Origin of the sequence: Actinoplanes sp. NPDC000266, assembly GCF_042899005.1 — a bacterium.
In the GTDB taxonomy this organism is placed as follows: domain Bacteria; phylum Actinomycetota; class Actinomycetes; order Mycobacteriales; family Micromonosporaceae; genus Actinoplanes.
In genome coordinates, this window is the sequence record NZ_JBIAZI010000001.1 from 979,346 (window position 1) to 1,001,334 (window position 21,989).

Below are 21,989 nucleotides of genomic sequence, written 5' to 3' on the forward strand. Positions count from 1 at the left end.
GGCTCACCAGGCGGTCAGCACCAGGTGGTTGACGAGCAGCGCCGTGCCGGCCTGCGCGGCCAGCCACCACCGCCGGTCGGCCCGGGGCAGCAGGACGGCCGCGGCCGGCAGCCAGATCGCGAACGGCAGCCAGATCCGCTCGGTCTCGGCCTTGCTCATGCCGGACAGGCCCGCCGCCAGCACGGCGGCGGCCCAGGCCATGACGAGCAGCGCCACCGGGGAACCCAGGCGGGAGGCGCGGCGCAGGACGGCGGCCGCGACCGGGCCGGCGCAGAGGGCGAGCGCCGCCAGGTTGGCCCACACCCAATAGGCGTACGGGCGGTCGGAAGCCAGGCCCTGGTAGTAGCGCCGGCGTACCAAATGGAAGCCCTCCCACCAGGAGAAGCCGAGCAGGGTCATGGTTGCGACTACGGCGGCTGCGCCCAGCACGGCCCAGAGGAGCAGCGCCCATCGGGTGCGCCGCCGCGCGATCACGGCGAGGGCGGGCAGGGCCAGCAGGATCAGGCCGTACGACAGGTACGCGCAGACGGCGAACCCCACGCCCGAGGCGGCGACGGCCCACCGTGAGGGCCGGGACAATCCGACGGCCAGCAGAGCCACAGCGCATGCCGCCGCTCCGGCGAAGAGGCCGTCGGCGGAGGCGCCGATCCATATCGCGCCGGGGAAGAGCACCAGGAAGGGTGCGGCGACCCGGGCCGCCCGCTCGTCGGCCAGGGCCCGCAGGGTGACCATGATCGCGGCTGTGGCCAGGCATCCGGCGACGACGCAGACGATCGCCGCCCAGGCGCCACCGCCCAGTCCTAGCCGGTCCAGGCCGACGAAGGCGAGCAGGGCACCCGGCGGATGCCCGGCCACGTGCGTGGTCCAGGGGTCGGGTCCGCCGTCGACGATCCGGCCGGCGAAATCCCGCAACAGGGCCGGAATGCTGGTCACGCCGGGAACTTCGGCGAGATATTCGTACGGCGTGGTCAGGCGGCCCGCGAGGCCGCGCTGCCAGCCGTCCACGAGGGCGAGCGCGAACGTCCAGGCGATCGCGGCGGCCCAGGTCGCCGCCAGCAGAGGCCGCCAGGGGAGACGTTCCGTCAGGGGCGGACCCCACCGGATCACGGCGAGGGCGATGGCGATGGCGGCCGGGGTGCCCGGCCCGACGTGGGGGAGGACGTGGCCGAACAGAGGAGCGGCGGAGGCGTGAACGGGACGGCCGGCCCCTCCCAGGAGCGCTCCGGCCATCACCGCGGCCAGGATCAGCACAGCGACCACCAGGAGAGCCCACCGGTCACCCCGCGAGGATGGCCAAAGGCTCAGCCGCGCAGAGGGGCGCACGCGAACTCCTGGAGGCCGTCGGCGGGCTTCACAGCGGCCCGGAAGCCGAGCTCGGTGGCGGCGCGATCGGGGGAGGCCACGACGTGGCGAACGTCGCCGAGCCGGAACCGGCCGGTCACTTCGGGGCGGGGGCCGCCGAAGGCGTCCGAGAGCGCCCCGGCCATCTCACCGATGGTCGCCGGAGACCCCGAGGCGATGTTGTACGCCCGAAAACCACTCCGGGAGCGAGCCCTCAAAGCGGCCACATTGGCCTCGGCCACATCCGCCACGTGCACGAAATCCCGCAGCTGACCGCCGTCCTCGTACACCTGCGGCGCCTCACCCCGCTCCAGGGACGACCGGAAGATCGCCGCCACCCCGCTGTACGGCGTATCGCGCGGCATCCCCGGCCCGTACGCGTTGTGGTAGCGCAGCGCCCCCACCGTCCCGCCGCTCTCCCGGGCCCACACCGCGCACAGGTGCTCCTGCGCCACCTTCGTCGCCGCGTAGACGCTGCGCGGATCCACCGGCGTGTCCTCGTCCACCCGCCCCGCGACCAATGCGGCCCCGCAGCCCGGGCACAGCGGCTCGAACCGTCCCGCCAGCAGGTCGGTGGCCTCTCGCGGCGCGGGCCGCACAGGCCCGTGCCGGTCGCAGCGGTAGGCCCCTTCCCCGTACACCACCATCGAACTGGCCAGCACCAGCCGCCCGATCCCGGCCTCGCTCATCGCCGCCAGCAGCACCGCCGTACCGAGGTCGTTGCATCCCACGTATTCGGGGAGGTCGCCCGGCCCGGCCCCGAGTCCGACGAGCGCCGCCTGGTGTACGACCACGTCGACGCCCTTCAGCGCCTCGCCGACCGCCGCCCGGTTGCGCAGGTCGGCTCGACGCAGTGGCACGCCTTCCGGCACGTCCGGCGCGCCGGTGTGCGCCGCCGGGTGGAAGCTGTCCAGGATCGACACGTCGTAGTCGGCGGCTGTCAGGGCGGCGGTCACCGCGGAGCCGATGAACCCGGCGCCGCCGGTCACGAGAATGTGGGTCATGCCGGCGACCGTAGGCCCGCCGGCGGGCCTACGCGGCGTTGCGAGCCGATCCGTCAGCGGTTCGTAAGGACTGTCCGCGACGTTCCCGTTCCGTAAGATTCTGCGACCTTGACCAGGCATAACTTCCAGGTCATGACCGATGTGGTGTTGCCCTGCCTCAATGAGGCCGCCGCCCTGCCGGGGCTGCTGGCCCGCATGCCGGCCGGCTTCCGGCCGATCCTGGCCGACAACGGCTCGACCGACGGTTCCCGGGCGGTGGCCCGCCGCCTCGGCGCGCGGGTGATCGAAGTACCGGAGCGGGGATACGGCGCCGCGGTGCACGCCGGGATCCTCGCCGCCGACCCGGACGACGGCGTCGTCTGCGTGCTCGACGCGGACGGCTCGTTCGACCCGGCCGACCTGCCCCGGCTCGCTCGCCCGGTGCTCGACGGCGACGCCGACCTCGTGTGTGGCCGCCGCCGCCCGACCGGGTTGCGGGCCTGGCCCGTGCACGCGCGTCTCGGCAATCTGGTCGTCTCGCGCCGGGTGCGCCGGGCCACCGGGCTGCCGGTGCACGACATCGCCCCGATCCGGGCCGCCCGCCGGGACGCGCTGCTCGCGCTCGGCCTGCGGGACCGCCGCTGCGGCTATCCGCTGGAGTTGCTCCTGACCGCGGCCCGGGCCGGCTGGCGGGTGCGGGAGCTCGACGTCGCGTACCACCCGCGCGCGGCCGGAACCCGCTCGAAGGTGACGGGAACGGTGCGCGGCACCGTACGGACGATCATCGACATGCGGGCGGTGCTGGCCCGATGATCCAGCTGCTCGTGATGGCGAAGGCGCCGGTGCCGGGCCGCGTGAAGACCCGCCTCTGCCCACCGTGCACACCGGCGGAGGCGGCCGCGATCGCCGAGGCTTCGCTCGCCGACACGCTGGCAATCGCCGATCAGGTTCCGGTTGTACGCCGGGTGGCAGTCCTCGAGGGCAACTACCCCGCCCCCGCCGCGTGGCGCCGGGTGGCGCAGCGCGGCGAGGGCTTGGGGGAGAGGCTCGCGTACGCCTTCGCGGACACCGCCCTGCCCGGCGTCCCGGCCCTGCTGATCGGCATGGACACCCCACAGATCACCCCCGCGCTGCTGGCCAGGGCGGCCGAGGCGCTGAGTCGTTCCGGATCCGTGCTCGGCCCGGCCATCGACGGCGGATGGTGGGCACTGGGTCTGCGAAACCCGGACGACGCACAGATGTTGCCGCACGTGCCGATGTCCACACCGGACACCGGAGCACTGACTTTGGCCGCCCTGCACGCGCGCGGCGTCGACCCGCTCCTGCTGCCGACCCTGCGCGACGTGGACACCGCCGCCGACGCCGTAGCGGTGGCATCCGCCTGCCCCACCACGGCCCGTTTCCCGTCCGCGGTCAGGCGTTTCTTAACCGCGCCGGCTCCAGCCACGGATGGTGGAGCCAGTTCCGGGGCGCCGGTCACGGGTGGTGGTGACGGTGTGCGTGCGCTGGTTGCGGACGGCGGGGTCGGCGTGGAGGTGCCGGTCGTTGGAGGCCGGATCGACGCGGGCGTGAGTGGCGCGGGGAGGCTGGGGTGAAGGCGGCGCTGGCTGACTGCGTGCCGGGGGAGCGGGCCGCTCTTGGGCTCTACGAGCGGGCGCTGGCTCGGGCCGCGGCCGGGCAGGACGCGACGCTGGCTCTGCGTGATGTTCATGGGCGGGAGCATCGGGTCGATGCCGCTGGGTGGTGTGGTCCGGACCGGGACGGTGACCGAGGACTGCTCGACCGGTGTCAGGGGGCCACGCTCGACGTCGGGTGTGGGCCGGGACGGCTGACCAGCGCCCTGCTGTCGCGGGGGCGTGCGGCGCTGGGCATCGACGTCAGCGTGGCGGCGGTCCGCCTGGCCCGGGCCCGGGGAGCGCTCGTTCTGCGCCGGGACGTCTTCGCGGACGTGCCCGGCCACGGCCGCTGGGAGCATCTGCTGCTCGCCGACGGGAATGTCGGCATCGGCGGCGATCCGGTGGCGCTGCTGCGCCGCTGCCGCGAGCTGCTCGCGCCGCACGGTCAACTGCACGCCGAGCTGGCGGCGCCCGGCGCCGGCAGCTGGTCGGGGGCGGCCACCCTGCACGACCGGAGCGGCGGGCCGGGCGCGCCGCTGCGCTGGGCGCAGATCGCCGCCGGCGACCTCGCCCCACCGGCCCGGGCGGCCGGCTTCAGGATCCGGACGAGCTGGACGGAGGCGGGCCGATGGTTCGCGACGCTGACGGCGGCCTGAGGGACGCGAACGGCCGGTTGAGGCGCCTCCTCACCTGGCCCACCACCCCGCCCCGGTGGACGCCGACGCCGGGGGAGCTGCGGTCGACCCGGCTGACCAGCCTGCTGGGGGTCGCGCTGGGTGTCGCCTTCGCCGTCTGCTTCGTCACCGGCGTTCTCAGCCATCTCATCCAGCATCCGCCCGGCTGGTTCTGGTGGCCTTCGCGGCCGGCCGGGCTCTACCGGTTCACCCAGGGCCTTCACGTGGCCACCGGACTGGCCACCGTGCCCCTGCTCGGCGCGAAACTCTGGTCGGTCTACCCCCGGCTCTTCACCTGGCCGCCGATACGCGGGCTCGCCCACGCGGCCGAGCGCGCGAGTGTCGCCGTGCTGGTCGCCGCCTCGCTGTTCCAAGTGGTCAGCGGCGTGCTCAACGTCGCCCACTGGTACACGCCGATGCCCTTCTTCTTCACCACCGCCCACTACTGGGTGGCCTGGCTGGCCGTCGGCGGCCTTCTCACCCACATCGGCGTTCAGCTTCCCGTCGTCCGTGCCGCCCTTCGCCGTTCGCCGGCCGCGGACGGTGCGGCGATCGGGCGGCGGGAGGTCCTGACCGCCGCGGCCGTGGCCGCGGGTGTCATCACCGTCGCCACCGTCGGGCAGACCGTTCGGCCGCTCGCCGTTGTCAGCGTTCTCGCTCCTCGCCGTCCCGGTAACGGGCCGCAGGGTCTGCCGGTCAACCGGACCGCCGCGGCGGCCGGGGTCCGTGACGCCGCCCTCGATCCGGCCTTCCGCCTCACCGTGGCCGGCTTCGGCCGTGAGGTCTCGCTGAGCGTGGCCGACCTGGCGGCGATGCCGCAGCACACCGCCGTGCTGCCGATCGCCTGCGTCGAGGGCTGGAGCTCGTCCGCCACCTGGTCCGGCGTACGGCTGCGCGACCTGGCCGCCCTGCTGAGCGCCGGCCTGGCGGGGGCCGAGACCGCAGACCTGGCGGGGGTCGAGGCCGTTGTCGAGTCGCTGCAGGCGTCCGGGCGCTATCGGGCGTCGGTGGTGGCCGGGCCGCACCTGGCCGACGACCGCACGCTGATCGCCCTGCGCCTCGGCCGGGAGCCCCTCGACCTCGATCACGGCTTCCCGGCCCGGCTGATCGCGCCGAACCGGCCCGGCGTCCTGCAGACCAAGTGGGTCGCCCGGATCACCCTGCGGCGGTCCCGGTGAGGCGCGCGCTGGTCGTCTCGGGGGTGCTCGTCATGGCGTACGGGCTCATCGGCGCCGCCCGCGACCCGGACCGGCTCGGCATCCTGGTGTTCCTGGTCGCCGTGCTGGTTCTGCACGACGCGCTCTTCCTGCCTCTTGTGCTGGCCACCGGCGCTCTGATCGGCCGGGTCGTCCCCTCCGCCGGGCAGCCCGGCGCACGGGTGGCCGCCGTGGCCGGTCTGGCCGTCAGCGTCGTCGCCGTGCCTCTCGTGATCGGGCCGCTCGACGGGCCGTACCTCTGGGGTCTGCTCGTGATCCTCGCGGTGATCGCCGTCGGCCGTAAGGGAATCGAAAGGTCGCGGAAGCGGCGCCGCGGGCGCCCGCGTGGGTAGCCTCCGAACGTGACCCACCAGGTACTCGTCGTGGACGACGACCCGACCGTCAGCGATGTCGTGCGCCGCTATCTCGAGCAGGACGGCTGCCGGGTGCGGCTGGCCGCCGACGGGCTGTCCGCGCTGGCCGCCGTCGACGCCGAGCGGCCCGACCTGGTCGTCCTCGATCTGATGCTCGGTGGCATCGACGGGCTCGACGTGTGCCGGCGGCTGCGGGCCGAGCAGCCGGGGCTGCCGGTGGTGATGCTGACCGCGCTGGGGGAGGAGAGCGACCGGGTGCTCGGCCTCGAGGTGGGCGCCGACGACTACGTGACCAAGCCGTTCAGCCCGCGTGAGCTGGTGCTGCGCGTGCGCTCGGTGCTGCGGCGCACCTCGCCGCAGGCCCCGCCGCGCCCGGCGCTGCTGCGGGACGGCGATCTGGTCGCCGACACCGGGCGGCGCACGGCCGAGCTGGGCGGGCGGCCGCTCGCGCTGACCGTGCGCGAGTTCGACCTGCTGGAGTTCCTGCTGCGGCATCCGGCGAAGGCCTTCTCCCGGGCCGAGCTGCTCGACCGGGTGTGGGGCTGGCAGTTCGGCGACCAGTCGACGGTCACCGTGCACGTGCGCCGGCTGCGCGAGAAGATCGAGGCGGATCCGGCGGCGCCGGCGCGGCTGCTGACCGTCTGGGGCGTGGGCTACCGGTACGAGCCGGCCGGCCATGCGTGACATCCTGCTGATCGGCCTCTACTCGCTGGCCGCGGGCGCCGTCGTCGGCCTGCTGGGCGCCGCGGCACTGCGCGCGCTGCGCGGGCGGTCGATCGCCGTGCACGTGTGCGTGCTGCTCGCCATCACGGTGGCCGCCGTGGTCGCCGGGGTGGTCACGGTGGCCCGGGCCATGTTCCTGTCCGCCCACGACATGCAGGTCGTCCTGGTCACCGTGGTCGCGTCGGCGGTGGTCAGCCTGGCCCTGGGCGCCGTCTTCGGGCGACGGCTCGCGGCCGCCGCGGTGTGGGCGGCCCAGGCCCGCGAGCGGGAACGGCGGATGGAGGCGGGCCGCCGCGACCTGGTCGCCTGGGTGTCGCACGACCTGCGGACCCCCCTCGCCGGGCTGCGGGCCATGACCGAGGCCCTGCAGGACGGGGTCGTGGCCGACCCGGTGACGGTCGCCGAATATCACCGGCGGATCGGGGCCGAGACCGACCGGATGAGCGGCCTGGTCGACGATCTGTTCGAGCTCTCCCGCATCCACGCCGGCGCGCTGCGGCTCACCCCGGCCGACCTGCCGCTGGCCGACGTCGTGTCGGACGCGGTGGCCGCGGTCGCCCCGCTGGCCGGCAGCCGCGGGATCCGGGTGGTGGCGGCCGGCAACGAGTGGCCCGTCGTCACCGCCGGGGCGGCCGAGCTCAACCGGATCCTCGACAACCTGCTCACCAACTCGGTGCGGTACACCCCGGCCGACGGCACCATCCACATCGACGCCGGCCGGGACGGCGGCGTCGTCTGGTTCGCGGTGTCGGACAGCTGCGGCGGCATCCCGGAGGCCGACCTGCCGCGGGTCTTCGACGTCGCCTTCCGTGGCACCCGGGCCCGCACCCCGGAGACCACCGGCGGCGGCGGGCTCGGCCTGGCCATCGTGCGCGGCCTGGTCGAGGCACACGGCGGTCATGTCCGCGCCGACAACGTCACGGGAGGCTGCCGCTTCGAGGTGCGCCTTCCGGCCGCCGGCTCCGGCCTGATCTGACCTGACCGCTCACGTCACGGCCTTCATCTCGAGGCGGATCCCCAGGAAGACCAGGTAGGCCAGGCCGGCGAAGGCAATCAGCATGATGGCCACGGCAGTCGCCGCGAGAGCATGCCGGGCCGTCCGGTTGGTGGTGACCTGATTGGTGTTCTGCACGAAGGCCAGGAGGACGAAGAGGAACGGCGGCAGTATCACCGAGAACACCGCCGCCGCGCTGCCGGCCACGATCATCGAGGTGACCAGGGGACCGGAACTCCTGTTGTTGACGAGGATGCTGAGCGAGAGCGTCAGGGCCAGCGTCGTCCCGGCGATGCCGATCAGCGCGTTGAACAGGGACAGGACGAAGAACGGAACCTTGTCCTTGTTGTCGAGAAGCCAGCGGCCCTCGAGCAGCACGGCCAGGAGCAGACCGGCGAGAACCTGGGCCGTCGTGCCGGCGGCGGTCGTGTTCACACCCGCACTCCCGCCGGCCTGCGGCTCGTGTGCGGCGTCCGGTCGAGCAGACGGGCCACGTCGTCCATGGCCTGCTCGCTCAGGGCGGTGCGGAGCCCGTGCACGGGCTCCTGTTTCCGATATGCCGCGATCCAGTCGCGTTCGCTCTCCGCGGCCAGGTCGGCCAGGAGGCCGAGGGTGTCGTCGGCCAGGTCGATCCGGCCGGCCAGGCCCAGTTCGGTGATCACCACCGCCATGGCGGTGCCCGCGTCCGAGCCGAGCCACTCGCGGGCGACCATGGGATCGAGCAGACCGTACTCGTCGGCCGCCTGGAGTACGGCGCGGCGCCGCCGCCGATGGGCCAGGATCCGGCCGGTCGCGGCGATCAGGGCCAGGGCCGCAGCCGTGAGCGTCAAGGTGACCAGGGCCAGCGTCAGGTCGTTGAGACCGGTGTGCCGGTCCTGCCCGGCCATGGCCCACCGCACGGTGCGGCCGATCATCAACAGCGCTCCGAGGGCGAAAGCCACACTCAAGCTGACGACGAACGCGGCCGTCAGGACGAACATCAGCCCGGCGAGCGCTCGGGCGGCCGACAGCTTCTTCCGGCCGAACCGCATCGCCTCCTGGGCCGCGAACCTCACCGCCTTGACCGGGTGACCCCACCACAGCTCCGGCCGGGCCGGCGCGTCGTAGGAGATGAGGTACAGGGAGGCGTAGAGCCACGTCGCCATCCAGATCACGGCCGGCCAGAACAGCAGCGCCGTCCCTGGTGCACCGGCGCCGCCGGTCACGGCCACCATCGCGGCCGGCGCCACCGCTCGGAGCGCGAGGCTGAACGCGATCGCCATCGGGCCGGTCGGAAGTGATACGGAGTGCCGGCCCGGTTTTCCCTCCTCCTCGGAGGGTGTACGGGCGAAGAACCGTGCCCGCTTGGCGAGAGCACCGGACAGCGGCACGGTCAGAGCCGTCAGCAGGAGGGCGGCAATCGTGAGCTCGGCGGGTGAGTACCTGTTCCCGGCGAGGACGACGCCGTCCGGCGGTACGAGAACGAGACGCCAGAGCAGCACGACCGACGCGCTGAGCAGCAGGTCGGTCAGCGGCAGCCAGAGGAGCAGGTCGAGGACCCGCAGGAACGGCTCGGGCCGGTCGAGCCGCCGCAGGTCCGCCCGCAGCGCGGCCCGCCGAGCGGTGAACCCGAAGCGGCGCGAACGCCCCACCAGCGAGCGCTTGACATAGCCCGCGATGTGCTCGGACAGCTCGCCGGCGTGATGGACCCGAGCCAGTGCGGCCGACGGAACCCAGTCACCCGGCTCGCCCAGGCCACTTCCGACGACTTCGGCGGCGGTCGCCCGGTCGGCGCCGGCCACCAGGCCCAGGACGGCCTTGCGGTCGTGGCGCCGCCCGATCTGCCACGCTGATCGCAGGACCTCACCGATCAGCCGCCGGAGCGCGTCCATCTCGGGGGACGAGGTGCCGTCGGCCCTGACCTTGAACCCCGTATCGGCGATGAGGAGCAGACGCTCGGTTTCCGAGGGCCACCGGAATGGTGGACGGACCTCGTCGGGCGGCCGGCTCTCCGCCTCGGCGGCCAACTCGGCGGCCGGCCCGTCGAGAACCTGCCGCATGGCGGTCAGCGCCGGGTCGAGCCGATCCGGCTCCTGAGTCTGGAGGAGCGCGACGGCGACCTCGTGCCACAGGGGATCGGTCACGAGGACCGGATAGTCGACGCGCTCGGGCCGGGTGATGACGGCACAGGTGGCGAAGTACTCCTGGATCCGGCGATGGGAGAAGGAGACCCGGTCCTCGTCGGGCGAACCGGGGTCGGTCGCCAGGTGCGCCGTTTGCAGCGCCTGGAACGCGGCGGCGACATGGACGGGCTCGAAGCCGTGCCGGCCCAGGGCCTCCGTCGCCTCGACGCGGGTGGGAGCCAGCTCGTGAAGCTCATGGGCCATGAGGAAGGCCAGCTCCTCCGCGATGGCGCGCACCTCGACGAGTGACAGGCCGCTGGCCCGCTCGACGGCGTCGCCGTTGCGGTGGAGATGCTCACGCACATAGGCCTCGTACATCTGGTAGGCACTTCGGGGCACGGCCCGGTTGAGGCGCACGTGCTCGCAGATCAGGCCGAGGGCCAGCGGATTGCTCGAAAGGTGGTCGGAGGTCCGGCGGGTGGAATGCACGAACTCGTCGAGCGTGATCTTTTCGAGGTCCCGGTCGAGGGCGGCGCGGCGGATCAGCTCGGCCCGGCCGCGCACGGTCAGCGGGACGATCGTCATGCGCGCCAGACCGAATCTCCGTGGTCCCTTGAAGAAGCGTGAGGCGACAACGGCCCGGCACGGCGCCACCTCGTCGAGAAAGCCGAAGATCGCCGCGGCGTAGCGTTCGACGGTGGTCTCGAACTCGCCGCCCGCGGCCAGGACCGCGGGGATCTCGTCGAAGGAGTCGAACAGGAAGTACCAGGTCCCTTTGGCCACACCGGCGTCGAACTCCTCGTCGAGGTACTCGTCGACCTCTCGGCTCCGTGCCGGGTTGAGTTGCTCCAGGACGTATCGCCGGATGAGTGCCGCGTCGACGGGGTCACCGTCGCCGACGGCCAGCTGCTGAAGGTTGACGTAGAGAGGGATGACCGTCGCGTGCGACATGGCCCGCCACAGCATCATGTGGGCGACATGGCGGAGGGCGACGGTCTTGCCGGATCCGGGGTGGCCCTCCAGGTAGACGACGCGTGAGCCGGCCTCGATGAGGGCCCGGGACACCGAGTTGACCCGCCGGAGACCGAGATGGCGGCGCCCGGAGAATCCCGGGACGCGCGTCATCTCCTCGACCTCGGCCTCGAGATCCACGTATCGGCTGTCGCGCCAGAGGCTCTGTTCGTCCCAGCGGCGCAGCCTCGACTCCAGATGGTCGGCGAAAAGCTGCCGCCGCCGGACCTGACGCCGGTCACCGGCACGGGAGCGCGACATCAACACGAGTCGCGCGCGTTCGAGGCGATCCCGGAGGCCGAGCACCGACAGCCAGCCGACGATCGTGGCGACACTGCCGACGATCAGTCCCAGGATCAGATTGGTCATTCCCGGCCCTTCCCACGGGGTCGTTCCCATCGTGGACGAAGGGCTCCGCGGGCACCAGGGTGGTCCTTCTTCAGGCTCCGGCTGTTGCCTTGATCATAGGTAAGGCTAACCTAAGTGAAAGCCGTTTAGGATCCGTCTGCTTACCCCCCGATATCTCCTAAGATGAGCGGACTCGATAGTGCGTTCCCTATACAGGGCGGCATACGCCCTTGCGACGGTGACCGCTGTGCTGATGGGCGCGGCCGCGGCCACGTCACCGGCCGAAGCAGTCCCGGCGACCGTGGCGGCCGCTGATGCCGGCTTCACTGTTCAACCACAACCGCAGACCGCGCTCGACGGCAGCTCGGTCACCTTCACCGCCGCCTATCCGGGCGCGGTGCTCTACACCTGGTACCGCACCGATTCGAGCGGCACCCGGGCCATGCCCGCCGGCAATGCCGCGTCGGTCACGTTCACCGCGAACTATGCCGACAACGGCGCCACCTACTCGGTGCGGATCTTCGACTCGACGTACGTGCAGCACCGCTCCGATGAAGCGAAGCTGACCGTCACCCCGGTCGCCGCCACCGTGGCCGAGGCCCCGCACGACGCGAGCGCGCAGGCGTACCAGAACGCGAAGTTCACCGTGACCGCCGGCGGCACCGCGCCGCAGACGTACCAGTGGCAGCGAGCCGATGCGACGACGTGGGCCGACGTGAAGAACGCGACCGGCCCGGACTACGAGTTCAAGACCACCCCGGCCGACGACGGCGCGCGCTTCCGGGTGCTCGTCGGCAACGCGTACGGCCCACAGACCGCCAGCGCCACCGCGACGCTCAGCGTGACCACCGGCGGGGGGAGCCTCGACCCGGTCGCGCATGCCAGCTTCGAGTGGGGTGTCAACAACATCTACCAGGGCGGCAACCCGGCCAACACCGGCTGCAACTTCTTCTCGGCCGGCACGCAGGACGAATTCGAGGCGCGGCTGGGCAACGTGCGGATCATCCACCGCAGGCCCGACGGCACCGCGCAGGGCATCTCCGACGCCACCAAGTGCATCCCGGGCTCGGGCACCCAGCTCAACCAGCGGGCTCTGTTCACCGAGGGTTCCGGCACGGCCAACCCTGTCACCGGTGAGGCCACCATCCGCTGGACCGGTTCGTTCACCGCCAACGCGTACGCCGGCATGGTCACCTGGTACGTCAAGGACCCCACCCTGACCATCGCCGCCGACGGCACCGGCACCCTCACCGCGACCAGCGGCGGCATGGGCTCGAGCCGGGACAACCCGGGGGAGAAGGAGCCGATCGCCGCCCGCACGGTCACCGTCGCCACCTTCGACCAGGTGCGGCTCACCGAGGGCGGGGTGCAGATCTCGCCGAAGTACGCCGGCGTCGACTACTTCCCGATCGTCGACGGCAAGCGCTCCAGCACCTCGGCCATCTCCGACGCCGTCAAGAAGGCCGAGCCGGGCTGGGGTTCGTGGCCCGAGTCGTTCGTCGACTTCCAGTACGAGACCGGCCTGTCCACCTACTGGCTCAGCAGCGGCCTGGCCGGCGACGCCGACAAGCCGCCACTGGACCTGACCGTCGGCTTCGACGCCGCCCCGGACGTCAAGGACGTCCCGGTCATCCTGGCCAACCCGTCGACGGCCGCGGCCCAGCCGTACGTCGAGGGCCGCGACCTGACCGTCACCGCCGACATCGACGGCGACGCCGGCATCCGCTGGGAGCAGGCGTCCTCGGCCGCCGGCCCGTGGACCGCCATCGACGGCGCCACCGGCGAGACTCTCACCATCCCCGCCCTGACGAATGAGTGGAACGGCCGGTACGTCCGCGTCGTGGCCACCAACGGCGACGGCCAGGCCGTCTCGACCGCGCTGCGGCTCACCACCGCCCCGTACACCGTGCCCACCTTCACCCGGCAGCCCGGCAACGTCGCCGCCGTGGCCGGCAACCAGGCCTTCGTCTCGTACGAGGTCACCGGCAACCCGGCCGTCGACACCATCACGCTGGAGCGCAGCGACGACGGGGGCGCCACCTGGAAGGCGTGGCCGGGCGTGTCCGCCACCTCCAGTGGCATCACCGTCCCCGCCGTCCCCGCCGACGCCAACGGGGTGAAGGGCCGTGTCGTCGCGGTCAACGTCGAGGGCGCCAGATCAGCGTCCGAGGCGTTCACCTTCCGCGTGGTCGCCTCGACCGGCAAGCCGCAGCTGGTGGTCCTGCCCGAGGCCCCGATCGACCCCGGCAAGGACACCACCCTGACCATCGTCGGCGCCGGCTTCGCCGTACCCGACTGGGCCGGCGCGACCTTGACGTACTCGCTGGACCTGGGTCTTTTCGACGCCGGGACCTGGCAGCCCGGAAAGACCGGCACCCGGAGCTGGATCGCCACGTCGCCGGACACGTCCAGCGGCCAGATCTACCACGACCCGATGGTCACCAGCGGCGGCACCTTCACGGTCGGCCTCAAGGTGCCGGCCGGGAAGCTCCAGGCCGGTCACTCGTACGGCGTCGGCTCGTTCCTGCGCCTCACCGACATCTCGTCCTGGACCGACACGTTCGACAACCGCTCGCTCGACGCGTGGGCGCCGGTGAAGCTGACCGGCGCGCAGCCCGACGGCTCGCAGGAGATCATCGTCGACGTCCCGGAGCAGACCGGGGAGCCGGGCGAGTTCATCTGGACCATCGACGCCAGTGACCGCACCGTCACCCTATCGACCGCGCAGAACAGGGGCGACTATCTCCAGTCGACCGGCGAGCTCAAGCCGGTCAAGGTGACCGACACCCGCGCCGGCGGCCCGGCCTGGTCGGTCTCCGGCGTGGCGGGCGCGTTCACCGGCGGCCTGCCGGCGAGTTACCTCGGCTGGAGCCCGTCGGTGGTCACCGCGGGCGCCGGGGCGCAGGCCGGCGCGCCGGTCACGGCCGCCGACGGCGACGGCCTGGGTGCTTCGGCGACTTTGGGGTACGCCTCGGACGGGCACTCGAAGGGCACAGCGGTGCTGGGCGCCGGCGTCGATCTGCGGCTGCCCGTGACCACCGCGCCCGGCACGTACGCGACCACGCTCACCCTGACCGCGCTGTCCTGACATGCGCCTGTTCCGCATCTTGGTAGTGGTGCTCGCCGTCGCGTCCGGTCTCGTGCCGGGCGCGGCGGCGTCCGCCGACACGCTGACCTGGTCGGTGCGCCCGACGCCGGCCACCGGCAAACCCGATCGGCCCAACTTCGTCTACGACCTGAAGCCCGGCCAGACGATCAGCGACAGCATCCGGGTCCGCAACTACGGCGACAAACCCCTTTCCCTGAGTGTGTACGCCAGTGACGCGCTCACCACCTCAAGCGGCGCGCTCGACCTGCTGCCGGCCGGGACGAAGCCCACCGACGTCGGTAAATGGGTCGTCCTGAAGCAGCAGAAGATCGAGGTGCCCGCCCAGAAGTTCGTCGACGTCCCGTTCACGATGACCGTGCCGGACAAGGCGGAGAGCGGCGACCACACCGGCGGCCTCGTCACCTCGTACGTCTCGCTCGACAACCACGACCGGGCCGTCACCGTCGATCGCCGGCTGGGCACGAGGATGTACGTCCGGGTCAGCGGCCCGCTGATGCCGCAGCTGGACGTCTCCGCCCCGAAGCTGTCCTATGCCGGGAACCTCAACCCGTTCGGGCCGGGCAAGCTGCATGTCACCTACACGGTCACCAACACCGGCAACGTCCGCATGGGGGCCGAGCAGGTCGTCGCCACGTCCTTCCCGGGCGGGGAGACCTCGTTGCCGCCGATGCCGGAGCTGCTCCCCGGCGACAAGCTGACGTTCAGCGCCGACGTCGACGGGGTGTGGCCCACCTTCCGTACAAAAGCCGAAGTCCGCTTGAAAATGGTGCCGACCAGACAGGGTGATGTCTTCGACGTGCCCGTGGTGGCCGTGGACGCCAGCGCCTGGACATTGCCGTTCCCGCAGCTGGCGGTGGTGCTCATCGGCGTACTCACCCTGGTCTTCGTCCTGTGGCGACGGCGCAGCCGGCGTTCGTCGGTGGACCGGCAGATCGAGGAGGCGGTGCGGGCCGCGCTGCTCGAAAAAACTTCTTGATCGGACTGCACAGCGGCGCCACGAGGCCCGTCCTAGTGGCGTGACCTTCGAGCAATTCGCGATGGCCCGGCTGCCCAGCCTCCTGCGTTTCGCGGTCGTCCTCACCGGCGACCGCGATCTCGCCCAGGACATAGTCCAGGAGGTTCTGGCCCGGGTGCAGGCCCGCTGGCGACGGATCAGCGAGTCGGAAGACCTGGAGGCGCACGTCCGGCGCATGGTGCTCAACGAGTACCTGTCCTGGCGGCGCTTCTGGGCGGTCCGCCGCCTCCGTGACATCCAGGGCGGTGTGCCCGACGGCCTCTGGGAGCGCCTGGCCGGCCTCGGCCGTAAGCAGCGGGCCGTGCTGGTGCTGCGCTACTACGAGCAGCTGGACGACGGCCAGATCGCCGACTGGCTGGGCAGCACCCGGCCGGCCGTGCGGGGACTCGCGTCGAAGTCGCTGAAGACGCTCCGGCTGGAGCCGGAGCTTGTGGAACGCATTCCCGCCGAGGAGAAGTCGTGACTGAGCAGCACCCCGACCAGCTGCGTGAGGTATTCGCGGAGCACGAGCACAACACCCCCGACCCCTCCGCCGTCTACGCCCGTGTGGTCGAGCTCTCCGGCCGCTACAAGCGCCGCCGGCGGGGCGCCCAGATCGCGGCGGGCGGCGTCCTCGGCGCCGGCCTGATCGCCGGCGCGGTGAACCTGCCCGCCTTCCTGCCCGGCAGCTCCAGCGGCACCGCGGCCGGCATCCCGGCCGCCGCCGCCCCGGTCGCCTCGGCCTCGACCGGGCCCACCGACGCCGAGCTCCAGCAGCGCTGGGAGGCTTACGCGAACGCCGGCTACGGCCTCGGCGACGCCGAGAAGCTGGCCAAGCTCTGGCACCTGAACGTCAACAACCCGGGCGCGGTCAAGGCCGAGGCCGGCCGTCGCCTGCTGCTCGGCGAGACCCTCCCGGTCACGCCGCACCCGGACGTGGTCCCCGAGGACGACACCACGCCCGAGCAGGCCAAGCAGTTCCAGGCGTTCTTCGACGCCGGCTACGTGTGGGCCGACGCCGAGAAGCTGGCCGGCCTCTGGAACCTCAAGGACGCGCCGGCCGCGAAGCTGGAGGCCGGCAAGCGGCTGCTGGCCGGGCAGGACGTGCCGGTCACGCCGAAGCCGGCCAACGTCAAGGCCGCGCAGAAGCAGAAGGCCGAGATCGCTCAGGTCGAGGCCTTCTTCAAGAAGGGCTACGACGGCGAGGACGCGGCCAAGCTCGCCGAGCTGTGGCATTTGAAGACCCCGTACGATGCCAAGATCGCAGCCGGCAAGAAGCTGCTGGCCGGAGAAACCCTGCCGGCCCTCTAGTTCGAGCGAGACCGCCCCTGGGCGCAGCAAGGAGACACCCCGTGCGCAAACGCGACCACCATCCTGTCGCGAATGCCGCGACCCTGCTCATCTGCGGCCTGCTCGGTGGCCTGGTGCTGGCCGCGGCGGCTTTCCCCGCCGCGGCCGTGTCGGGCCTGGCCGCCAAGGCCGGCGAGGAGACCTTCGCCAGCCTGCCCAGTGAGCTTCGCGACTTCAGCTCCCCGCAGATCACCCGCATCTACGCGAACGACGGCAAGACCGCGATCGCGCAGTTCTACGACGAGTTCCGCAGCGATGTGCCGATCAAGGACATCTCGAAGCACATGCTCGACGCGATCGTCGCCGCCGAGGACCGGAACTTCTACCACCACCACGGCGTCGACCTCAAAGGCGTGGCCCGGGCCGCCGTCAGCAACTCCGGCGGCAACTCCCAGCAGGGCGCCTCGACCCTGACCATGCAGTACGTCCGGCTGTCGCTGGCCTACTCGGCGACCAGCCCGCAGGAGGTCGTCGACGCGACCAAGGACACCCCGAAGCGCAAGCTGACCGAGATGAAGTACGCGCTCGAGGTGGAGAAAGAGCTCACCAAGGACCAGATCCTGGAGCGCTACCTGAACATCGCGCCGTTCGGCAACCAGGCGTACGGCATCTACGCGGCCAGCCAGATCTACTTCAACAAGCGGCCCAAGGACCTGACGATCGGCCAGGCCGCGATGCTGGCCGGCATGGTCAAGGCGCCGACCAGCTTCAACCCGGCCGTACCGAGCGGCTACACGCAGATCAAGGACCGCCGGAACAACTACATCCTGCCCGGCATGGTGTCGCTCGGCTCGATCACCGCGGCCGAGGCGGCCAAGGCGGTCAAGGAGGCCATCCCGCGTACGATCAAGCCGGTCGGCAACGGCTGCGTCTCGGTCGCGAAGAACAGCTGGGGCTTCTTCTGCGACTACTTCTACCGCTGGTGGATGGAGCAGCAGGCGTTCGGGGCGACGACGTACGAACGGGAGCGGCGCCTCAAGAGCGGCGGCTACCGCGTCGTCACTTCCCTCGACGTCAAGGCGCAGGACGCCGCCCGCCGCCGGGTCGGCCAGAACGTCGCCGACAACAGCCGCAACGCGATCCTGCTGGCCGGCGTCCAGCCCGGCACCGGCGAGGTGCGCGTGCTGGCCGCCAACCGCCGCTACAAGCTGGACACGACCGGCGCCAACCCGCTGTCGCCGAACCCGGCGCTGCGGGCCAAGGGCGTGCACGCCTCCTACCCGAACACCACCAACCCGCTGATCAGCGGCGGCGGCGACATCGAGGGCTACCAGGCGGGCTCGGTCTTCAAGATGTTCACCATGGTGGCCGCCCTGGAGCGGGGCTACACGCTCAGCTATCCGATCAACTCGCCGGCGCAATATCACTCGCACTACCCGGTCGCCAAGGGTTCGCCGTCGGCCTGCGCCGGCACCAGCGACTGGTGCCCGCGTAACGCCTCGGCCAGCGAGAAGGGCGTGTTCGACATGTGGTCCGGCTTCGGCAAGTCGGTGAACACGTACTTCGTGCCGCTGGAGGAGCGGGTCGGCGCGGACAAGGTGGTCGCGGCGGCCAAGCGCTTCGGCGTGCAGTTCCGCAACGCGCAGGACGCCTCGTACGCCCAGCCCTCCTCGGCCCGCACCTGGGGCGCCTTCACGCTGGGCGTCTCGTCGTCCACGCCGCTGGACATGGCCAACGCGTACGCCACCCTGGCCGGCGACGGCATGTACTGCGCGCCGACCCCGGTCGAGCAGATCACCACCCGGCACAACGAGAAGCTCGACGTCGGCAAGCCGTCGTGCACCCGCGCCACCACGCCCGACGTGGCCCGGGCGGCGCTCGACGCGGCCCGCTGCCCGGTCGGCGACTCGGCCCAGATGGGACGGTGCGACACCTCGGGCACGGCGCCGGGCGCCCGCTCCGAGATCGGCCACCCGATCTTCGGCAAGACCGGCACCACCGACGCCGACAAGACGGCCTCGCTGATCGTCGGCACCACGTCGATGGTGGTGGCCGGATACATGGTCGACCCGGACTGGCAGAACCACAGCGACCGGATGTCGCACGCCCTGGTCAACGCCGCCGTCATCGACACGATGCGCGACTACATGAAGGGCAAGCCGAAGGTCCAGTTCAAGACCCCGGTCAGCCGCAAGGTCATCGGTGTGCAGCGCCCGGTCGCCCCGAAGAAGGCTCCTTCGGTCCCGCCGGGCACGAAACCGGTGCCGGCCCGGTAGAAATGGATCATGGAGTCGTTCGGTGCGCTGCTACGCCGGCTGCGCACCGGCGCCGGCCTGACCCTGGAGCAGCTGGCCGAGGCGTCCGGGGTCACCGACCGGGCCATCAGCGACATGGAACGCGGGGTCAGCCTGCGTCCCCGGGCCCGCACGGTCAGCGCCCTGGCCGACGGGCTCGGCCTGGCCGGCGACGAGCTCGAGACGCTGCTGGCCGCGGCCCGGGCCGGTCGCGGCGGGGCCGTGGGCCAGTTCCCGCCGCCGGTGGCCGACTTCACGGGGCGCGCCCGTGAGCTCGCCCAGATCGAGGGCCGGCCGGTCGTGGTCGTCAGCGGCGAGGCCGGGGTCGGCAAGACGACGTTCGCGGTCCGGGCCGCCGCCGCCCGCCCGGCCGATCAGCGCCTCTTCGCCGACCTGCGCGGCCTCGACGCCGAGCCGCTGACCGCCGCGGCCGTGCTGGGCCAGCTGATCCGGGCGCTCGACCCCGGCCGGCGGTCGATCCCGTCCGACGCCGACGAAGCCGCGGCCCTGTGGCAGACGCTGATCCGGGGCCGGAGCCTGGTCGTCGTGCTCGACAACGCCATCAGCGAGGGCCAGGTGCGCCCGGTGCTGCCGTCGCACGACGGCCCGGCGGCCGTCCTGGTGACCAGCCGCCGATCGCTGGGCGGCCTCGAGGACGTTCACCGGATCCGGCTCGGCCCCCTGCCGTCGGCCGAGTCGGTGGCTCTGCTCGGCGGCATCATCGCCGCGTCACAAAATCAACTCGGGCGCATCGCCGAGCTCTGTGTGCACTTCCCACTGGCACTGCGCATCGCCGGCAACCGGCTCGCCAGCCGCCCCGACTGGACCGCGGACGACCTGATCGCCCGCCTCGCCACCGCCGATCCGCAGGTCACGGCCGCGATCGACCTGTCGTACCAGCAGCTGTCGGCCGGAGCCCGGCGCCTGTTCCGTCGGCTCGCCCTCGTGCCAGGGGCGTCGACCGGCCCGGAGCTGGCCGCCGTGCTGGCCGGGGAGCCGCTGCTCGACACCGAGGACGCCCTCGACGACCTGGTCGACCTCAGCCTGCTGCAACAGCGTCCCGACGGGCGCTTGGAGTTCCACGACCTTCTCCGGTCGTACGCCTTCCAGGCCCTCGACCGCGAGGAGGGCCCGGCCGCCCGGGCGGCCCTGGTCGCGCGCCGCGACGAATGGCTGCTGACCACCGCGGTGGTGGCCGGGCGGCACTTCGAGCCCGACTTCGGCCCGGACCGGGCCGGGACGGCCGAGATCGTCACGTTCACCTCGGCGGCGAGCGCGAGCGACTGGCTGCGGGCCGAGGCGGAGAACTGGCTGGCCGCCCTGCGTACGGCCGCCGGCGAGCGGGTCATCGAGGTGGCCGGGTCCCTGCACTGGTACTCCGACAGCTGGTTCGCCTGGCCCGGCTGGGAGGACGTCTTCAGCCTGTCGTGCGCGGCCGCCGAGAGGCTCGGCGACGACCGCCTGCGCGCCATCCACGAGGGCTATCTGGTCTGGGTGTACGTCGTCGTGCAGCACCGGATCGACGAGGCGCTCGAGCACGCGCGGCGCGGCCTGGAAGCGGCCCTTCGGGCGGGCGACCTCCGGCAGACCGCGTGGGCCCGGTACTACGTGGCCTGGTCACTCCAGCTCCACAAGCGCCGTCCGGAGGCAGTCGAGCTGATCAGCCAGGCGGTGGCCGACTTCCGCGCCGCCGGTGACCGCGAGGGCGTTCCGAACGGCCTGCTCATGTGGGCGAACGTCCTGGCCGACATGGGCCGCCCCGCGGAAGCGGCGGCCATCTACCGCGAGATCATCACCACGGTGGCCGACCCGGCCACCGCCCCGCCGGCCCCCATCGCCGGCTTCGCCGAGGCCACCGCCCAGCAGGTCCTGTCGGACATCGAGGCGTCCGCCCGGCGCTGGCCCCAGGCCCTGCGGGCGGCCACCCGTGAGATCGAGCTCCGCGCCGGACAGGTGGAGAACGTGGGCGCCATGGTCCGGGCCCTGACCCGCCGCGCCGCCATCCACGTGGAGCTGGGCGACCTCGAAGCGGCCCGGGCCGACATGGCAGCCTTCGAGAAGCTCCGCGACCGCGCGGGCGAGCAGGTGACCGAGCCCGGCCCGGTCCGCGACCGCATCGACGAGGTCTACCGGGCGCTGTAGGCGGAGGACGGCACGTCGACCACCGGCGAAGGCGCGGTGATCTTCACCGGCCGGCCGAGGTTGCCGTAGGTGGTGGTGTGGTCCATGGTGCCCTCGACGGTGTCGAAGACCGTTCTGATCGAGGTGACATCGCCCTTCACGGTGGTGGTCACCTGATAGCTCACCAGCGAACCGCCGCCGCCGAAGCGGAGGACGGGTGCGCCCAGCGGGAGGTAGGTGAGCGCCCCGGACTTGTCGTCGAGGTTCGCCTCGCCCTCGTACTTGTTCGGGCCGATCCGCCGCGCCGAGTGGATGGCGGCGATGAAACGGGTCAGGCCGCCGGGGTCCTTCGGGTCGGCCACCCAGTAGTCGCTGGCCGGCGTCAGGCGGCTCAGATCGGCCCTTCGCCAGCCCTGCATGCCGGTGGCCTGCACGTAGCTCTTGCCGGCGATGACGATGATCTTGCGGGTCTTCGGTTTGTCGCCGCCCGAGATGACGGACGTCCGGCTGTCCTTGTGGGCCTTGGGGTCGTACGTGCCGGAGGCGCGGTACTTCTGCTTGTCCCAGTAGGTCCCGGCCACCGTATAGGTGTGGGCCGAGGCGGCGAGGCGTTGCAAACCGGTCTTCACCGCGTCGGCCGGCGGCAGCTCGGTCGGCGAGGGCGCGGCGGCCGCGGGGGAGGAGGCCGGCGCCGGAGCGGCGGTGGCTTCGGGGCCGCTGCAGCCGGCGATCGTGGCCGCCGCCAGGGCGGCGGCGAGCCAGGCGGCGCGGGACGGTCTGAGGTGATCTCGCGTTGACACGCGGTCACAGTAGACGGCG

The 21,989-nt window shown here is 72.3% G+C and carries 18 protein-coding genes; 13 read left to right on the forward strand and 5 right to left on the reverse strand.

The window, feature by feature from the left end; all coding sequences use genetic code 11:
• Positions 1-3: 3 nt before the first annotated feature.
• Positions 4-1,230 carry a hypothetical protein gene (locus tag ACFY36_RS04015; RefSeq protein WP_499744854.1) on the reverse strand — a complete coding sequence of 409 codons (1,227 nt, stop codon included), beginning with the start codon at positions 1,228-1,230 and terminating at the stop codon, positions 4-6.
• Between the two features lie 71 nt (positions 1,231-1,301).
• On the reverse strand, positions 1,302-2,345 hold the full coding sequence (locus tag ACFY36_RS04020; protein WP_499744389.1) for an NAD-dependent epimerase/dehydratase family protein: 1,044 nt from the start codon (positions 2,343-2,345) through the stop codon (positions 1,302-1,304).
• Between the two features lie 132 nt (positions 2,346-2,477).
• On the opposite strand from ACFY36_RS04020, the gene ACFY36_RS04025 reads away from it, so the two are divergent.
• From ACFY36_RS04025 to ACFY36_RS04055, 7 genes are read left to right on the forward strand one after another with little or no spacing between them, the layout of a single operon-like run.
• Complete coding sequence (locus ACFY36_RS04025; RefSeq protein ID WP_499744390.1) at positions 2,478-3,137, forward strand: glycosyltransferase family 2 protein; 660 nt, start codon at positions 2,478-2,480, stop codon at positions 3,135-3,137.
• Positions 3,134-3,919, forward strand: a complete 786-nt coding sequence (locus tag ACFY36_RS04030) for a TIGR04282 family arsenosugar biosynthesis glycosyltransferase (protein ID WP_499744391.1) — start codon at positions 3,134-3,136, stop codon at positions 3,917-3,919. Before ACFY36_RS04025 ends, ACFY36_RS04030 begins: the two co-directional genes overlap by 4 nt.
• Entirely contained in the window at positions 3,916-4,596 is a 681-nt protein-coding gene (locus ACFY36_RS04035; RefSeq protein WP_499744392.1) for a class I SAM-dependent methyltransferase, read from the forward strand. The genes ACFY36_RS04030 and ACFY36_RS04035 overlap by 4 nt, the downstream gene beginning before the upstream one ends.
• Positions 4,569-5,792, forward strand: a complete 1,224-nt coding sequence (locus ACFY36_RS04040; protein ID WP_499744393.1) for a molybdopterin-dependent oxidoreductase — start codon at positions 4,569-4,571, stop codon at positions 5,790-5,792. Before ACFY36_RS04035 ends, ACFY36_RS04040 begins: the two co-directional genes overlap by 28 nt.
• The gene (locus tag ACFY36_RS04045; protein ID WP_499744394.1) at positions 5,789-6,163 is read left to right on the forward strand and encodes a hypothetical protein; all 375 of its coding nucleotides are present in this window, start codon (positions 5,789-5,791) and stop codon (positions 6,161-6,163) included. The genes ACFY36_RS04040 and ACFY36_RS04045 overlap by 4 nt, the downstream gene beginning before the upstream one ends.
• A gap of 9 nt (positions 6,164-6,172) precedes the next feature.
• Positions 6,173-6,868 carry a response regulator transcription factor gene (locus ACFY36_RS04050; RefSeq protein WP_499744395.1) on the forward strand — a complete coding sequence of 232 codons (696 nt, stop codon included), beginning with the start codon at positions 6,173-6,175 and terminating at the stop codon, positions 6,866-6,868.
• Positions 6,861-7,883, forward strand: coding sequence for a sensor histidine kinase (locus tag ACFY36_RS04055; RefSeq protein ID WP_499744396.1), 1,023 nt, complete (start codon positions 6,861-6,863; stop codon positions 7,881-7,883). Before ACFY36_RS04050 ends, ACFY36_RS04055 begins: the two co-directional genes overlap by 8 nt.
• 9 nt (positions 7,884-7,892) lie before the next feature.
• Here the strand turns inward: ACFY36_RS04055 and ACFY36_RS04060 are convergent, their stop codons facing one another.
• The gene (locus ACFY36_RS04060) at positions 7,893-8,336 is read right to left on the reverse strand and encodes a hypothetical protein (protein WP_499744397.1); all 444 of its coding nucleotides are present in this window, start codon (positions 8,334-8,336) and stop codon (positions 7,893-7,895) included.
• On the reverse strand, positions 8,333-11,383 hold the full coding sequence (locus ACFY36_RS04065) for an NACHT domain-containing protein (protein WP_499744398.1): 3,051 nt from the start codon (positions 11,381-11,383) through the stop codon (positions 8,333-8,335). The genes ACFY36_RS04060 and ACFY36_RS04065 overlap by 4 nt, the downstream gene beginning before the upstream one ends.
• Positions 11,384-11,600: 217 nt before the next feature.
• Here ACFY36_RS04065 and ACFY36_RS04070 point away from each other — a divergent pair, with 217 nt between their 5' ends.
• From ACFY36_RS04070 to ACFY36_RS04095, 6 genes are read left to right on the forward strand one after another with little or no spacing between them, the layout of a single operon-like run.
• Positions 11,601-14,450 carry a hypothetical protein gene (locus ACFY36_RS04070; RefSeq protein WP_499744399.1) on the forward strand — a complete coding sequence of 950 codons (2,850 nt, stop codon included), beginning with the start codon at positions 11,601-11,603 and terminating at the stop codon, positions 14,448-14,450.
• Position 14,451: 1 nt separating this feature from the next.
• Entirely contained in the window at positions 14,452-15,447 is a 996-nt protein-coding gene (locus tag ACFY36_RS04075; protein ID WP_499744400.1) for a WxL protein peptidoglycan domain-containing protein, read from the forward strand.
• Positions 15,448-15,487: 40 nt separating this feature from the next.
• On the forward strand, positions 15,488-15,949 hold the full coding sequence (locus tag ACFY36_RS04080; RefSeq protein WP_499744401.1) for a sigma factor-like helix-turn-helix DNA-binding protein: 462 nt from the start codon (positions 15,488-15,490) through the stop codon (positions 15,947-15,949).
• Entirely contained in the window at positions 15,946-16,776 is an 831-nt protein-coding gene (locus ACFY36_RS04085; RefSeq protein WP_499744402.1) for a hypothetical protein, read from the forward strand. Before ACFY36_RS04080 ends, ACFY36_RS04085 begins: the two co-directional genes overlap by 4 nt.
• Before the next feature lie 41 nt (positions 16,777-16,817).
• Complete coding sequence (locus tag ACFY36_RS04090; RefSeq protein ID WP_499744403.1) at positions 16,818-19,031, forward strand: transglycosylase domain-containing protein; 2,214 nt, start codon at positions 16,818-16,820, stop codon at positions 19,029-19,031.
• A gap of 9 nt (positions 19,032-19,040) precedes the next feature.
• Positions 19,041-21,191 carry a helix-turn-helix domain-containing protein gene (locus ACFY36_RS04095; RefSeq protein ID WP_499744404.1) on the forward strand — a complete coding sequence of 717 codons (2,151 nt, stop codon included), beginning with the start codon at positions 19,041-19,043 and terminating at the stop codon, positions 21,189-21,191.
• Here the strand turns inward: ACFY36_RS04095 and ACFY36_RS04100 are convergent.
• Positions 21,176-21,970 carry a hypothetical protein gene (locus ACFY36_RS04100; protein WP_499744405.1) on the reverse strand — a complete coding sequence of 265 codons (795 nt, stop codon included), beginning with the start codon at positions 21,968-21,970 and terminating at the stop codon, positions 21,176-21,178. The genes ACFY36_RS04095 and ACFY36_RS04100 overlap by 16 nt on opposite strands.
• Positions 21,971-21,989 lie beyond the last annotated feature (19 nt).